The sequence below is a fragment of the Fictibacillus sp. 18YEL24 genome (assembly GCF_015903855.1).
In the GTDB taxonomy this organism is placed as follows: Bacteria; Bacillota; Bacilli; order Bacillales; family Fictibacillaceae; genus Fictibacillus; species Fictibacillus phosphorivorans_C.
Window position 1 is genome coordinate 100,765 of sequence record NZ_JACZDT010000006.1, and the last position, 14,844, is coordinate 115,608.

At 40.0% G+C, this 14,844-nt stretch carries 16 protein-coding genes; 8 read left to right on the top strand and 8 right to left on the bottom strand.

Going from position 1 to position 14,844, the window contains the following annotated elements; translation table 11 throughout:
• Positions 1 to 24: 24 nt before the first annotated feature.
• Entirely contained in the window at positions 25 to 1,527 is a 1,503-nt protein-coding gene (locus HU823_RS18105; RefSeq protein WP_197222933.1) for a sodium:solute symporter family protein, read from the bottom strand.
• The gene (locus HU823_RS18110; RefSeq protein WP_231607543.1) at positions 1,528 to 1,728 is read right to left on the bottom strand and encodes a DUF3311 domain-containing protein; all 201 of its coding nucleotides are present in this window, start codon (positions 1,726 to 1,728) and stop codon (positions 1,528 to 1,530) included. It lies immediately after the preceding gene.
• A 225-nt stretch (positions 1,729 to 1,953) separates the two neighbouring features.
• On the opposite strand from HU823_RS18110, the gene HU823_RS18115 reads away from it, so the two are divergent.
• Positions 1,954 to 2,661 carry a proprotein convertase P-domain-containing protein gene (locus HU823_RS18115; RefSeq protein ID WP_197222934.1) on the top strand — a complete coding sequence of 236 codons (708 nt, stop codon included), beginning with the start codon at positions 1,954 to 1,956 and terminating at the stop codon, positions 2,659 to 2,661.
• Between the two features lie 38 nt (positions 2,662 to 2,699).
• Here the strand turns inward: HU823_RS18115 and HU823_RS18120 are convergent, their stop codons facing one another.
• The 3 genes from HU823_RS18120 to HU823_RS18130 form a co-directional block, all read right to left on the bottom strand.
• Positions 2,700 to 3,128 (bottom strand): hypothetical protein, encoded by a 429-nt coding sequence (locus HU823_RS18120; RefSeq protein ID WP_197222935.1) that lies wholly within the window; start codon positions 3,126 to 3,128, stop codon positions 2,700 to 2,702.
• 322 nt (positions 3,129 to 3,450) lie between these two features.
• On the bottom strand, positions 3,451 to 3,888 hold the full coding sequence (locus HU823_RS18125) for a DUF2269 family protein (RefSeq protein WP_197223035.1): 438 nt from the start codon (positions 3,886 to 3,888) through the stop codon (positions 3,451 to 3,453).
• Positions 3,889 to 3,905: 17 nt separating this feature from the next.
• A complete protein-coding gene (locus tag HU823_RS18130; protein ID WP_197222936.1) occupies positions 3,906 to 4,253 on the bottom strand; it encodes an ASCH domain-containing protein in 348 nt (115 codons plus the stop codon).
• A 165-nt stretch (positions 4,254 to 4,418) separates the two neighbouring features.
• Here HU823_RS18130 and recQ point away from each other — a divergent pair, with 165 nt between their 5' ends.
• The 5 genes from recQ to HU823_RS18155 all read left to right on the top strand — a co-directional run bounded on the left by recQ (position 4,419) and on the right by HU823_RS18155 (position 9,669).
• On the top strand, positions 4,419 to 6,560 hold the full coding sequence (gene recQ / locus HU823_RS18135; protein WP_197222937.1) for a DNA helicase RecQ: 2,142 nt from the start codon (positions 4,419 to 4,421) through the stop codon (positions 6,558 to 6,560).
• Complete coding sequence (locus tag HU823_RS18140) at positions 6,557 to 7,753, top strand: class I SAM-dependent rRNA methyltransferase (protein ID WP_144704228.1); 1,197 nt, start codon at positions 6,557 to 6,559, stop codon at positions 7,751 to 7,753. The genes recQ and HU823_RS18140 overlap by 4 nt, the downstream gene beginning before the upstream one ends.
• Positions 7,754 to 7,772: 19 nt before the next feature.
• Positions 7,773 to 8,435: a futalosine hydrolase gene (locus tag HU823_RS18145; protein ID WP_197222938.1), complete on the top strand. Its 663-nt coding sequence runs from the start codon at positions 7,773 to 7,775 to the stop codon at positions 8,433 to 8,435.
• A gap of 5 nt (positions 8,436 to 8,440) precedes the next feature.
• A complete protein-coding gene (locus tag HU823_RS18150; RefSeq protein WP_197223036.1) occupies positions 8,441 to 9,280 on the top strand; it encodes a 1,4-dihydroxy-6-naphthoate synthase in 840 nt (279 codons plus the stop codon).
• A gap of 200 nt (positions 9,281 to 9,480) precedes the next feature.
• Entirely contained in the window at positions 9,481 to 9,669 is a 189-nt protein-coding gene (locus HU823_RS18155) for a hypothetical protein (RefSeq protein ID WP_137791451.1), read from the top strand.
• Between the two features lie 44 nt (positions 9,670 to 9,713).
• Here HU823_RS18155 and HU823_RS18160 read toward each other — a convergent pair whose 3' ends face one another.
• Together HU823_RS18160 and HU823_RS18165 are read right to left on the bottom strand one after the other, a co-directional pair.
• Positions 9,714 to 10,166 (bottom strand): SgcJ/EcaC family oxidoreductase, encoded by a 453-nt coding sequence (locus tag HU823_RS18160; protein ID WP_370630134.1) that lies wholly within the window; start codon positions 10,164 to 10,166, stop codon positions 9,714 to 9,716.
• 88 nt (positions 10,167 to 10,254) lie between these two features.
• Entirely contained in the window at positions 10,255 to 11,358 is a 1,104-nt protein-coding gene (locus tag HU823_RS18165; RefSeq protein ID WP_197222939.1) for a PRK06851 family protein, read from the bottom strand.
• Positions 11,359 to 12,274: 916 nt separating this feature from the next.
• Between HU823_RS18165 and HU823_RS18170 the strand changes: the two genes are divergently transcribed.
• Both HU823_RS18170 and HU823_RS18175 read left to right on the top strand, forming a co-directional pair.
• On the top strand, positions 12,275 to 12,940 hold the full coding sequence (locus HU823_RS18170; protein WP_197222940.1) for a 5-bromo-4-chloroindolyl phosphate hydrolysis family protein: 666 nt from the start codon (positions 12,275 to 12,277) through the stop codon (positions 12,938 to 12,940).
• A complete protein-coding gene (locus HU823_RS18175) occupies positions 12,927 to 14,099 on the top strand; it encodes a toxic anion resistance protein (RefSeq protein WP_197222941.1) in 1,173 nt (390 codons plus the stop codon). The genes HU823_RS18170 and HU823_RS18175 overlap by 14 nt, the downstream gene beginning before the upstream one ends.
• Before the next feature lie 37 nt (positions 14,100 to 14,136).
• On the opposite strand, the gene HU823_RS18180 is transcribed toward HU823_RS18175, so the two are convergent.
• Complete coding sequence (locus tag HU823_RS18180) at positions 14,137 to 14,706, bottom strand: GNAT family N-acetyltransferase (protein WP_231607544.1); 570 nt, start codon at positions 14,704 to 14,706, stop codon at positions 14,137 to 14,139.
• Positions 14,707 to 14,844 lie beyond the last annotated feature (138 nt).

Genomic DNA, 14,844 nt, shown 5'->3' on the forward strand with positions numbered 1-14,844 from the left:
CAAGCTTTTTTTGTGGAGTAAAAGTCATGCACCTTTTCGTACAAGTTGTTCTTCTTTTGATGACTGATCAAACAAGTATTTTTTTACAGCGTTTGATGAATGCTTCGCTTTTTTAACGAAGATTGGATTCAACACAACTACTGTTGCAAAGTTAGCCATCAATCCCCAGAAACCTTCATAGATTCCAAGACTTGTACCTGTTGAATAGACTGTGAAGGTAACGACAAGTCCGACAAGCAGACCAATAATGGTAGCTTCTCTAGACTGATTTCTCCAGAACAAGCTGATAACAATCGCAGGAAAGATCTGTACCATTCCTGATACACCAAGCAACTGTAGGGAAACGAGCGCTTGTGGAAACACAAGACCGAACAATAAGGCGAGTCCGATCACAACGAAAACCATGCCACGCGTAATCATCGTTAATTTTGCACCTTTTACTTTCGGATTGATGAGGTCACGATAGATGTTGTTTGCAAAAAGGTTTGATGCACCGATCGCCATGATAGAGCATGGAATGAGTGAAGCGAGTGCAATTGTTGAGTACGCTAATCCCTGACCGATTCCACCATAAGACGTTTGGATCAATGCAAGAAGAGCAAACCTAGGATCCGTTTCATCTGGTAAAACAAGAAAGGCGATGAATCCAAGGAAAACAACAAGAATTAAAACGATATTATAAAGCGGCAGATACAGTGCATTTTTTCGAATGGCATCTGCACTTTTTGCTGTGAAAACGCCTGTTGCCGCATGTGCCCACATAAAAAGAGCAAGCGATGATACAAAAGCTGCTGTAATGAACCATGCAACACCTTTTGATCCAGACTCTGGAATTGTTAAGAGGTGAGGGGCTTCCGTTACGATTTTATCAACCATAGGATTCCAGCCCCCAAAGTGCATGATTGGAAGAGAAACAACCATGAACAACATGATTGCCCACACTAGAACATCTTTAATGATTGCAGTATAAGTCGGTCCTTTGATCCCACTGAAAAATGTATACAGTGCAACAAGCAAAAAAGAGGTGATCACGACTACTTTTACGTTGATAAAGCCTGTTCCAGCAACCTGAAGCGTATCTTGAATACCACTCAGCTGCAAACAGATATACGGAATCAGCATGAGTACGCCGACGATGGCGATGAGTGAAGATAATAGCTTAGAGTCAAAACGTTCGCGAGCATAGTCTGCTAGAGTGGTTAACTTATGCTCATTTGCCACTTTCCATAACTTTGGAAGGAAAAAATAAGAGATAAAATACGCTAGAACCGAATAGGGAATCGCGAAGAATGCGAGACTACCAGCTGTGTAAGCGGTGCTTGTTAATCCTAGGAATGTGTAAGCCGTGTAAAGGTCAGCCCCAACTAAAAACCAGACGAGTAGGCCGCCAAAGCGTCTTCCGCCAACAGACCATTCTTCAACAGAACTACGTGTAGCTTTGTCCCTGCCGGCAAGAAATCCGATCAAAACGACCGTTAAGATAATAAAAATAGTGATAGATAATGCTGTAAGATTACCTTGCTGCATTTAATCCAGGCTCCCTTCTGATTTCTGAAGTTGATAGATTCCTAATGTGCAAAAAGGAGTTAGAACAATCCACAAAAACAACCAAAACTGAAGAAACGGTAGTCCGAAAATGATAGGATCGATCCTGTTTACGAACGGCAGAACGACCAGTTGTGCGATAAATGGAGCGGAAATTAAAACGATCATTAAGAATTTCTTCATGATGCATGTGTCCCTTCTGTGGTGTTTTTTAGAAATATAATGTTCACAATCATAACAGCTTAGAAAGTGAGGGACAAGGGGAATTATATAAATTTTTAAAATATTTTATATTATTAGACAATGAAAGGGTTTTCAATTTCTGTGAAATTAAATACTGTGTTACCTAAGCAAAAGTAGGAGACATGCATATTATAGAAGTAACCGTATAAAGGGAGGTGGGAAACGATGATTCATTCATGTGTTTGTCACACGTTAAAATGTTTGAAATACGGGCAAGCTGTAGTTCTGTTAATAGGTAACAGGCAGATTCCTTTTATTTTTCAAGGAATCAACGGAAATTGTGTAGTGGGTATAACGAGTGGTAACCAAGTACTTGCTTTAGACTGTAGATGCATAACGGCGGTTATCTGTAGCAGAACGGCTGTAAACATAAATAGATTTTCTAATCCTAATGTTATTACAATTCCTGATAGCGGAGCTGCAACACCTTATCCATCGACTATTAATGTGTCAGGATTAAGTGGGACAGTTGCAAATGTGACGGTAACTCTCCGTAACCTCACGCATTCATATTTAGCTGATCTGCAAATATTGCTTGTAGGTCCTCAAGGACAGAATGTCATCTTAATGTCTACAGTTGGAGGCTTTAGTCCTGGTGTTGTGAATGCTACGTATACGTTCAGTGATGCTGCAGTAAATTCTATGACAGAAGATGCTATTCCTCCATCAGGCATTTATAAACCAAGTGCTACTCTTCCAGTTACAGCATTACCAGGTGCGCCAGGACTTCCTTATGGAACGGTTCTTAGTGTTTTTAATGGAACGAATCCGAATGGTGCATGGCGATTATATGTATATGATCAAATTACTCAAGACCAAGGAGCCATCAATAGGGGCTGGGAGCTGACTATAACAACACGAGAGTCATTTTAACTGTAAGACCTCCAAGTAAAGGAGGTTTTCTTTTTTTACTACCAATCATTTCGCTTATGTTTACCTTCTATTTTCTTAGAATCATCTGGCATGCTAAGACCGTGCTGCTTAATGTGGTCTGCATTCTTCACAAAATAGTGATACTTCCAACCTTTCTCGTTATGGAACTCTACTAAGAAGATATAAGGATTGTATTGCCATCCGATGTTTTGTGTAATCTGCCACTTTTCATTAGGAAATTGCTTCTCTAAATATAGGGTGAGCTGGTCTTTTTTTACGGAGACATGATAGTCGATCCAAAAGGGACGTATGATGAAAAATAGTAAAACGAGAGATGTGATGACACTGGCTGTGTATAAGCCGGTTTTTCGCTTTGTTTTTGGTATTAAGAAAGCAATAATGAAAAGTGTGCTGATCAAAGTTAAGGTGAACATAATTTCAATGACTGTGATCGGATGCAAATCCATGAATATGTGCCTCCTCTTCTGAAAATGGAGTTTCATACATAATGTATTCTATAGAGAGAGCCACATTTCTTCTTATTTAGGCACTCATTTCCGTGCCCGCCGGACACCAAGCAAACGAATCCACAAAAATAGCTTCTGAATCCAGAAATTTGTATGCTGAATCCAAAAGTTTAGCCGTTCAATCCACGAGTTTTAGACTCTAATCCACATTTTTAGTCAGCCGCATTAATTTTGTCCACCTTAAAAGGACACCAAGTCAAAAAAAGCCGCACCCTCACAACACAAGGGGCAGCTTCCACCAATCTATCAATCAATCCAAATCTCACCACCACAAATATGGCTTTCCAACCATAAACCAAAGCATGATCATCAACAATCCGAGGTATATCCAAACGGCACGCTGCAGTTTCTGAGCTAGCGCCGTTTTATCATGCGCTTCATCATCAAACTTTCGAAGTGTCGGTGAAAAGGCGCGCGCTAAAAAGAACAGCGAGCAGAACAAGATGATTAAAGTCATGAGAATCCAAGGTGTGTCCCACGTCCAAGGTCCTGTGAACACGAGCAATAAACCTGACAATACCAAAACGTGACCCGCGTGTTTAGCGAGCCAAACGACAAACCTAAACGTGCCAAGGTGGGCGTGCATCTCATCTTCTGTTGCTGTTCGCAACTTTTTGATCAGTGGGAACAAAATAAAGAACGGGCCAACAGAAATGATCACGCTTAAAATATGGATATACAAAAAAATACGATACAAAATATCCATCAAGTTACAGTTTAGCCTTTAGCAGGACTGAATTCGTGAACCCATACTTGCATATGAGGAAGCCAAGGCATACCTGGGTGGTACGAAAGAATAGCGTTCTTATACTCTTCAACTGTTGTGAATCCTTCGTCTTGAGAGTGTTGATCGGTTAGTTCACCAAGGGATTGTCGGTATACATTGTTCACTACGAACGAATGACCTTCTAATTCCATGATCTCCCCAATGTCTGCATAGCGTCCGTTACGGCGAGTAGCTGTTTTCTTACCTTCTAGAACTTTTGCAACATCAGCCGGCATCGTTACGAGTCTTTCAATGGAACACGTTTTTGGTGGGAAATTGTTGATTTCTTGATTTGTCATATGTAAAAACTCCTTTTTCATTTCTCCAATTCCTAATGTATCACATTTTATTAAGTAGTCTGTCTATTTTTATCGGAAGAAAACGGTAAGATGTGTCTTTGCTATGTGGAGTCAGTACCTTTATAATCAAGAGATGACTCTACCTGAGGGAGGCTAATTTAAGTTTTGATAGAAAAAGCAAAGCAAATGCTGAATTTGCATTACGGTTATTCTTCATTCCGGAATGGACAAGAGCAAGCGATACAATCGGTTTTAGCGGGTGACGATACACTCTGTGTTATGCCTACAGGTGGCGGGAAATCGATCTGCTATCAAATACCTGCCCTTGTTTTTGAAGGAACGACAATTGTTATTTCTCCTTTAATTTCATTAATGAAAGATCAGGTTGATACATTATTGCAGTTAGGTATATCCGCGGCCTTCATCAATAGTTCACTTACAACGGCAGAGGCGAGAGAACGAATTGAAAAGGCGAAAAGCGGTGAGTATAAACTTTTATATATTGCACCAGAACGTCTAGAATCCTATGACTTTATGGATCATTTGCGACAGATCGATATTCCTTTAATTGCGGTAGATGAAGCTCACTGTATCTCGCAATGGGGACACGATTTCAGACCGAGCTACCAACGTATACAAAGAATGATCGGGAATCTGCCGAATCGTCCGGTAGTACTCGCATTAACGGCAACTGCTACACCGCGTGTTCGCCAGGACATCTGCTGGTCGCTTGATATTGATGAGAACAAGACGGTATTAACAGGATTTGAACGTGAAAACTTATCTTTTTCTGTGATTAAGGGGCAAGACCGTCTTTCTTACTTAAAAGATTTTCTCAAAAAGAATGAGAAAGAAGCGGGAATCATATACGCAGCAACACGTAAAACGGTTGATCAGCTTTATGAAACACTCCAAAAAAGCGGGATCAACGTATCTCGTTATCACGCAGGAATGAATGACAACGAGCGTATGGAACAACAAGAACAATTTCTTCAAGATGAATCATCTGTCATGGTGGCTACTTCTGCGTTTGGGATGGGTATCGATAAATCGAATATCAGATATGTTATCCATTTTCAGTTGCCAAAAAACATGGAAAGTTATTATCAAGAAGCCGGCCGTGCTGGCCGTGATGGACTTCCAAGTGAATGTATCCTGTTATATTCATCACAAGACGTTCAGGTGCAGCGTTTTCTGATCGATCAATCTAGTGAGCAGGATCGTATGGCGCAAGAGCTGGAGAAGCTTCAGCTCATGGTGGACTATTGCTACACCGAAAGCTGTTTGCAGCAATCAATCGTCCGCTATTTTAGTGATGAAGAAATACCCCCATGCGGCCGGTGCGGCAATTGTACAGATAATCGCGATAGCATCGATGTGACAAGAGACGCGCAGATCGTATTGTCCTGTATCGTACGAATGGGGCAGAAGCGTTTCGGAAAGACACTGATCGCACAAGTACTGACCGGTTCCAAAAATAAAAAAGTGTTAGAGATGCGATTTAATAAGCTGCCAACTTACGGCATGCTGAAAGATAAAAGCACGAAAGAAATAACAGACCTCATTGAGTTTTTTATCTCACAAGAGATTATCGCCGTTGAGCATGGGACGTTCCCAACTCTTTATATAAAAGAAAAAGGGAAAGACATCCTGCTCGGAAAAGAACAGATCATGCGTAAAGAAGCGGTAGTAACTAAACAAGTGGCTGCAGATGACCCGTTATTTGAAGAGCTTAGAATCGTGCGTAAGACAATAGCAGAACAAGAGAACGTTCCACCGTTCGTTATTTTCGCAGATACGGCGTTAAAAGATATGTGCGTGAAACTGCCTGAGTCAAGGACTGAATTTTTGAGTGTGACGGGTGTGGGTCAGAATAAGCTAGAGAAGTACGGAGAGCGGTTTATCTCTGCGATTTCAAATTATTTATCTGAACATCCTGAGCGAAGAGAAAGTGCAGATCAGAGCACCGTTGCAAAAGAACCTGCCAAAAAGACAACGCCTGATTCTCATCTTGAAACATACACTCTCTATAAAGAGAAGATGTCAGTCGATGAGATCGCTGATCATCGGAAACTAGCTTTAAGTACGGTCGAGAATCATCTTATTCAATGCATTCAAGAAGGAATGGATGTTCAAATGGAGGACGTTGTTCCAGAAGAATATATCTCAAAGATTGAAGATGCCATTCAACAAGCTGGCGGAGAAAAGTTAAAGCCGATCAAAGAATTACTTCCTGAAGAAGTAAGTTACTTTATGATTAAAGTTTACTTGCTGCAAAACGAAAATAAGAAACGGGTGACAAGATGAAGAAGAATGTCCGATTAAAAGTAAAACCTTCTTATGTGAAGGGGTTAAAAACAGGTTTTCCATTGATTACGGAGGATACTGTACAAAATATTAGCAACGTAAAAGAAGAAGGAACGATCATTGAATTGTTTGACGAAAAAAATGTATTCCTCGGTAAGGGGTATTATGGAAAACAAAATAAAGGCCGCGGGTGGGTGCTCACGCAAAATTCACAAGAACTCATCGATCAAGAATTCTTCGAAAAGAAACTGAAAAAAGCGATCAACCACCGCCAAGATCTTTTTAACAATTATGAAACGACAGCTTTCCGCGTTTTTAACGGAGAGGGAGACGGAATCGGTGGACTGACGATCGACCACTATAACGGCTACTACGTTCTAACTTGGTATAGTGAAGGCATCTACTCCTTTAAGGATGAAGTAATCGCTTCTCTTAAAGAGCTTGTTAAAGTAAAAGGCATCTACGAGAAGAAGCGTTTTGCTGTAAAAGGAAAATATATTGATGATGACGATTTTGTTGAAGGTGAACAAGCGCCAAGTCCACTGATCGTGAGAGAGAACGGCATCCACTTTGCAGTATATCTGAATGATGGTGCGATGGTAGGCGTGTTCTTGGATCAGCGTGACGTGCGAAAGACGATCCGTGATCAATATGCGAAAGGGAAAACTGTTCTGAACACGTTCTCTTATACTGGTGCGTTTTCAGTTGCGGCTGCTCTTGGTGGTGCTCTGAAAACGACAAGTGTTGACTTAGCAAATAGAAGCCGAAACAAGACGCAAGAACAATTTAGTGTGAACGGTCTGAACTATGAAGACCACGACATCATTGTTGAAGATGTGTTCAACTATTTTAAATATGCTGTCCGAAAAGAGATGTCTTTTGACCTTGTGATTTTAGACCCGCCGAGCTTTGCGCGTTCTAAAAAACATACGTTCAGTGCAGGGAAAGATTATCCTGATCTGTTAGCACAAGCGATCCAGATTACAGAAAGAAACGGGGTAATCGTAGCTTCTTCTAACTGCTCAACATTTGGGATGAAAAAATTCAAAGAGATGATAGCATCAGCTTTTAAACAAACAGGCGGAACGTATAACATTTTGGAAGAGTTTAAGCTTCCACAAGATTTTAGAACACACAAAGAGTTCAAAGAGGGTAACTATTTAAAAGTAGTGTTCATTGAAAAATTAAGCTAACCGGCGAAAGGGGATCTTCATGTCGATGAATAACGAACGCCGTATTTTAATTATGACTTCTGTAGCTGCTGAAAAAGAGGCGATCACAAGAGGAGTTTGTCACACATCTGCGATTGATGTGGTATTAGCTGGAGTTGGTCCGATCTCAGCAGGGGTCCAAACAACAAAAGCTTTATTAACAAATGACTATGACCTTGTGATCAATATGGGAATTGCAGGCGGTTTTCAGGATAAAGCAGCTGTTGGAACACTTGTTATTGCAGATGAGATGATTTCAGGAGATCTTGGGGCAGAATCTCCTGAAGGATTCATCACATTAGATGAGCTTGGTTTTGGTGCTTCAACGCGTATAAAAGCAGATAGCGAACTAGTCATGCACTGCTTAACGTCATTAAAGCTCGCAGGAGTAGCTGTTCAACTCGGCAACATTTTAACACTGTCCACTGTGACAGGAACTTCTGAAACTACGAAGAGTCTGCAGGATCGAGAGCCTGATGCTGTAGCAGAAGCGATGGAAGGCTATGGCGTAGCGCTAGCGGCACAAGAATTTGGAAAGCCAGTGCTTGAGATACGTTCCATATCAAACCCGATTGGTCCGCGAGATCGTTCTGCTTGGCGTATGAAGGAAGCGTTCGATACACTAGAGAGAGCTAGTAAAGTTATCGCGGAGGTTTTGTTATGAGTAAAATGAGTATTGCGTTTTCACCTTGTCCCAATGACACGTTTGTTTTTCATGCATTGGTTCATGGTCTTGTTTCTGGGGCTCCAGATTTTGATGTTACATATGCAGATATTGATATTACAAACGGCTTAGCCGCTGAGTCAGATGAACTTGATATTTTAAAGATCTCATACGCAGCGCTTCCTTATGTCTTGGACAAATATGCTCTGCTTCCATGCGGAGGGGCACTCGGTCGTGGATGTGGTCCGTTAGTACTTGTGAATCATCCAGGTGAAGTTACACCAGACATGCTATCGGGAGCAAAGGTGGCAGTTCCGAGTGAGCGCTCTACAGCCTACATGCTGTTCCGTTTATGGGCAGCTCAAAATGTACCTGGCGGGGTGGGAGAGATTATCGTTATGCCGTTTAATGAGATCATGCCTGCTGTAAAAGACGGCAAGATTGATGCAGGTCTTGTCATCCATGAAGCTCGCTTTACGTATCAAAACTACGGATTGAATCTGTTGGCCGATATGGGTAGCTGGTGGGAAGAAGATACGGGACTGCCCATTCCACTCGGAGCCATCATCGCGCGCCGTTCACTAGATTTAGAGTCTATTACAGGGTGGATTCGTGAATCAGTAGAGTATGCGTGGCGAAATCCTCAGGCATCAAGAGAGTATGTGATGCAGCACGCGAGCGAACTCTCAGAGGACGTTGCAAAATCCCATATTGATCTGTATGTGAATGATTTTACCGCTGATCTTGGAGACAAGGGCTTCGAGGCGATTACAACTCTATTGAACCGTGCTGGAGAAGAAGGCATCGTGCCGAAGAAGGATTATACGAATCTATTGAAGAGTTAAGAGTGGACAGTAAAAATACGAAAGTGGACAGTAAATTGTAATAAATGGACAGTAAAAGTACGAAAGTGGACAGTAAATCTAGAATAGTGGACAGTAAATGATAAAAAGTCGACAGTGAACAGCTTTTATCAATATTAACCACTCTCCACATCGGCGCATACCTTATAACGAGAAGAAAAACTGTTATAAGGAGGCGCAATATGTCTAATACAAACGTATTAACACTCATTGGTGCTTTGTTAGCTGGTTATTTTTTACTTGCACTTCCACTAGGAGGCACGTTTTTAGCCGCATTCGGTCCAGCTGTTAAAATTATTGCGGTTTTAACTGTTCTCGTATTTGGAGCTGTGTTGATTTATAAAGGGCTCAAAGAAATTTTAAGAAAATAAAGATACAAAGAAACCCGCTGTAGTTAAAGCGGGTTTTGTTGTGCTTATTTAGGGAGTAAGGCACGAAGCTCTTCTGTCATCTGTTCTAAAAGTTCAGGACGTCCATGAAATTGAGCAGGTGTGTTTTGAAAAAGTTTAATGAACCATTTTTCATCATTCTTAACTGCAATCACTGTATGATGCGTATTCAGTTCCCGAGATAATTCCGTTTTTCCTACTGGTACCATGCCAGCAATAGCACGAACCATGACAGCATCATCACTTAAGAAAGAAACGCTCTTCACTTTTGCGTAATAAGGTGGAGTTGGGAAGCTGCTGAAAATGGGCTCGAGATGAGCATGAATCTCTTCAGGGCCGAATGCCTGGCTTCCATCATATCCAACCATCTCGCCATCTTCTGTAAAATGAACAGCCATAGCACGTGAATTCCGCTCGTTCCACGCGTGTAAGAAGTTAAAATATAGGTCTTCAACAGCTTTTGTATGTTCTGTATCTATCACTAAACCTGTCCTCCATATGTAAGATTGTCTTATGATCATCATAACAAAACAGCCACCATCCTCAAAATAGTGGCTGTTCCAAACCTTATTTTTGTTGTTGTGCAGCGGTTAGTTTTTCAATTTCTAGATCAATTTTCTTGTGAATTTTGTCGATCTTTGAAAAATTCATCGCAGCTATATAGATCTTTTCTAAATCATCGTGCTTACTTTTTGCATCTGCTAAATATCCGATAGCTTCTTTCATTTTTTTTGAATAACGGCCGCTGATTTCTTTTAGATTATCAAAGAATTTTTCATCCGTTCCTTTTTTTATCGTCTTTTCATACATATCTATGATGGAGTCACCTTTACGTTCAGGAAAATACTCATGAGGTGCTGTACTATCAAAAATCGCAAAGCCGAGCTCTCTTACGATCACCATATCCAAACTGTTCGGATCGAACCCACAATGATAAATTTCAACATCATACCCTGAAGCCTCGGCATTTGCAGCTAACTTTTTTAGCAGTGTTGATTTTCCAGATCCAGGTCTTCCCTTAATGAAGAATCTTTTTTCTAGACCTTCTGTTAAGTTTGGAACAAAATCGACTGCACCTTTTGGGGTAGCTGCTCCTAAAAAACGGTGATAAACGTTCGCGGCTTTATTTACTTTTTTAGAAAAAAATTGATGCATCAGTTCATCTGTAATTTCATTAGCTTTTTCATAATTCATATTCATAATATAGATTTCTTCCCATTCATCATGAATGAGGAGCGCTTCATGGAAAGTCGCATATGCTTTCTGATAATCAGCAGAAATTGAATCTGTAATCTTTAATATTTCCGCTTTTTTGTTTAGGAGTTTTTTAGAATCCCACGCTTCACCTAAATTCACGTATTCCTCAACCGCCCCAGGGGCTTTTGGTTCAATAACATGTGGAGAAGTGCCATCTACAATTCCGATGCCGAGTTCTCTGATGATCACACCATCAATCGAACCGTTGTCTGAAGCGCAATGAATGTATTCTATATCATAGCCTTCGTTGTTCCACTTTTCCCCGACCGCTTTCATAAGTGTCGACTTACCAGTGCCAGGTCCACCTTTTAAAATATAGAGACGATAAAGACCACTAAGATTTGATGTAAATAAGTTGTGAAAACCTCTAGCCGTATTGCCGCCAGCATAATAATTTAGGATTTTTCCAGTCAAGGTTCAAAACACTCCTCTTTTTTGTAGTTGTGTTTCTACTTGCATGTTATGTAACGATGATGGAATAGGTGATAGCCTAAAAATACACATTTATTATTTAAATTGTTGAAATATGATGAAATAAAAAGAAATTTTACGAATGAAGGAGTATGGCTTAAAAAAGAGGAATAAATACACCCTAAATCACATAATATTGATTATTCTGAATATTTAAATAAAATTTAGAATGAGTTAATATGTAGTTAACAAAGAAACACTACTTCAAATAAAGGAAGGCGTGATTCCAATGAAATAAGTAAGCGAAGCATATCAAATCGCATCCAGGTAGAGATCAGCCAGTGAAAACTGATTTCGAGATGTGTGGGTATGTGGGAACGCGCAAATACACATAACGAAAGAGGATGATTCCAATGACGTATGTGAGCGAAGCATGCTAAGATCGTGTTGCAGATGGAAATAGCCGGTGAAAACTATTTTCGCAGCATGTGGGCGTGTGGGAATTTACCAGAAGTAGAGGAAAAATAAGATCTAATGCAAGGCAATTGATTGAACGAACAATTAATTGAAGTCTAGTTAGGGACAATAACTAGCATTTGTGTATTAGTAAGAAAGGAAAGAACGTTTAAGTGAATAAAGTGAGTTTAAGCTAAAGGCGCTGTTTATGTGATGTATACATATTCAGCGTCTTTGTTTTGTTTATATCCTAAATTTGATTAATCAACTCCAATTTTGAGTTTTTATATATACGCCTCAAGTCTTAGAACACATTACTTCTTAAAGCCATGGTTATTTTAGGAAGGTTTCGATAAGGTAATAATAGAAACATAGTATAGATGAACTTTTTTAATGAAAACGAAACTCAGAAACCACTATATCCGTATGAATAGTAAAGAGTTTATGTCAGGAGTCGATTACAATGAACGGATTTTTAGCTTTTTTTATCCGCATGTTTGTTGCTATCCCAGCTTCAGTAGGAGTATGGCTGGCAAGTATTATTGGGTATGACCAGACCTACCTTTTGTCTTCAGGCATTGCAGTAGCTGGAGGAGCTGCCGCATACACAGCAACAGGACTTCTTCAAAAGCAGAGATTTCTCAGTGAACATCACTTATCTAGAAGAGAGTATAAATACATCAGAAAAAACTTAGAGGAAGCAAAACCTAAGATCTATAGACTGCAAAAAGCGATGTTTTCAGTCCGAGACCTGCCAACTTTAAAACAAAGAGCGGACCTTGTACGTGTAGTTAGAAAGATCCAGAGTTTAACACAAAAAGAACCAAGACGTTTTTACCAAGCAGAACAATTCTATTTTTCTCATTTAGATTCAGCTGTTGAGCTTACCGAGAAATATATGTTTCTATCCTCGCAGCCAAGAAAATCAAAAGAATTGACGCAATCATTGGTAGAAACGAAAAGAACTCTCGACGAACTGATCGATCAGATCGAAAAGGATTTATACCAAGTACTGTCAAATGATATAGATGACCTACATTATGAGATCGATGTAGCGAAGTACTCGATTAAATCCCAGAATGACTCACAATCCATAAAAAAGGCAGGCGATATAAATGAAAGAAAATAATGCACCCCTTAATCATTCAGATAAACCGACAAATCTAATGGATGACTTGTTGGCTAACCCTTTTGGCGAACAGCAAGAAGCAACTGTGCCTTCGAATGAAAACAAACAGGTACGATTAATAGATGTTCTCCCAGAAGAAAATAAAGAAAAAGCGTATCAGCTGGCAAAGCAGATCGACCCAACGAACCACCAGACGATGATCACATACGGAGCACCTGCACAGGCAAAACTTCATTCCTTTTCGAACACCATGCTCGATCATGTGAAAAAGAAAGATACTGGACAAATAGGTGAGATCATTGGAGATCTAATGAGGAAGCTTCAAGATGTAAATCCTGAAGAACTAAAATCAAACAAACCTACATTGATCGGCCGCATGTTTGGAAAGATTTCAGGCTCTGTTCAGGAGGTCCTATCGAAATATCAAAAAACAGGAGCCCAGATTGATCGTATTTCGGTAAAGCTAGACGGCAGCAAGAATGTTCTCATGTCCGACATCGTCATGCTTGAAAAACTGTACGAAAACAACAAAGAGTACTTTCAAGCGTTGAACGTATATATAGCAGCAGGAGAATTAAAGTTAGATGAGTTAAACCAAGTGACGATCCCTGAGATGAGAAGAGTAGCTGAACAGACGAACGATCAGATGAAGTTCCAAGAAGTAAATGACATGGTCCAGTTTGCTGACCGACTAGATAAGCGTGTTCATGACTTAAAATTGAGTCGTGAGATCACGATCCAAAGTGCACCACAGATTCGACTCATTCAAAACACGAACCAAGCGCTTGTAGAAAAAATTCAATCATCCATCATGACGGCTATTCCGTTGTGGAAGAACCAAGTCGCTATTGCACTAACGTTAATCAGACAGCGTAATGCAGTAGAAGCTCAAAAACAAGTTTCCAAAACAACGAACGAGCTTTTACTAAAAAATGCTGAGATGTTAAAAACCAATACGATCGAAACCGCAAAAGAAAACGAACGCGGCTTGATTGATATTGAAACGTTAAAGAAAACACAAGAGAATCTTCTTTCAACACTAGAAGAGACACTGCGTATTCAAGAAGAAGGACGAGTGAAACGACGTCTTGCAGAAGAAGAGCTGGCTACGATGGAAATCGGATTGAGGCAGAAGCTGCTTGAGATTAAAGGTGAGTAAATAAAAGAGGTACCTGCTTGAATGCAGGTACCTTTTACTATAAAATCAACCCCATCATTACCGTGTTCTGATAAGTTCCGTTAATAAAGTTATCTTGTTTCAGCAAACCTTCCTCTTCAAAACCAAACTTTTTATAAAGGTCGATTGCCTTCGTATTATGCTCGTTTGTTACGAGACTAATCTTTCGAGTGATTCCATTTTGTCTTGCCCACTCTATAAGTTCATCCATCAAAGCTTTTCCTAATCCCAACCCGGTAAACTTTTTAGAAACAACAATCCCCAATGTTCCAACATGTTTCGTTCTTTCCTTCTGCGAGGAATTGATGGTTGCGATTGCAATAATCTCTGAACCGATTGTCGCAAGCAGCATGATTGAATTCGATTCATTTGAGACAGAGACAATGTAATTACTATAATCCTCTAATTCTCGTTTGAATTCACCAGCTCCAAAGGATAAAAAATCACTTTCACCGCCAACCACATTATAAAAATCGATGATGTTCTCTGCATCATCACTTACAGCTTCGCGAATTTCCACTCTATGGTTGTTCTTTAACATAACATTTCGCATCATTCCATCTTCTTTCTGTTCATGTGTATAAGACAAATATAACCTACCAGTCTATTCATCGTACAAGTTTAATATTCATGTTTTTTTGATTAAATTTATTAACAAAAGTAGTAATGCATCTCCTATACCCTCGCATAGAATATGAGGATTTGTTATTTCAATAAAGAATAGGAG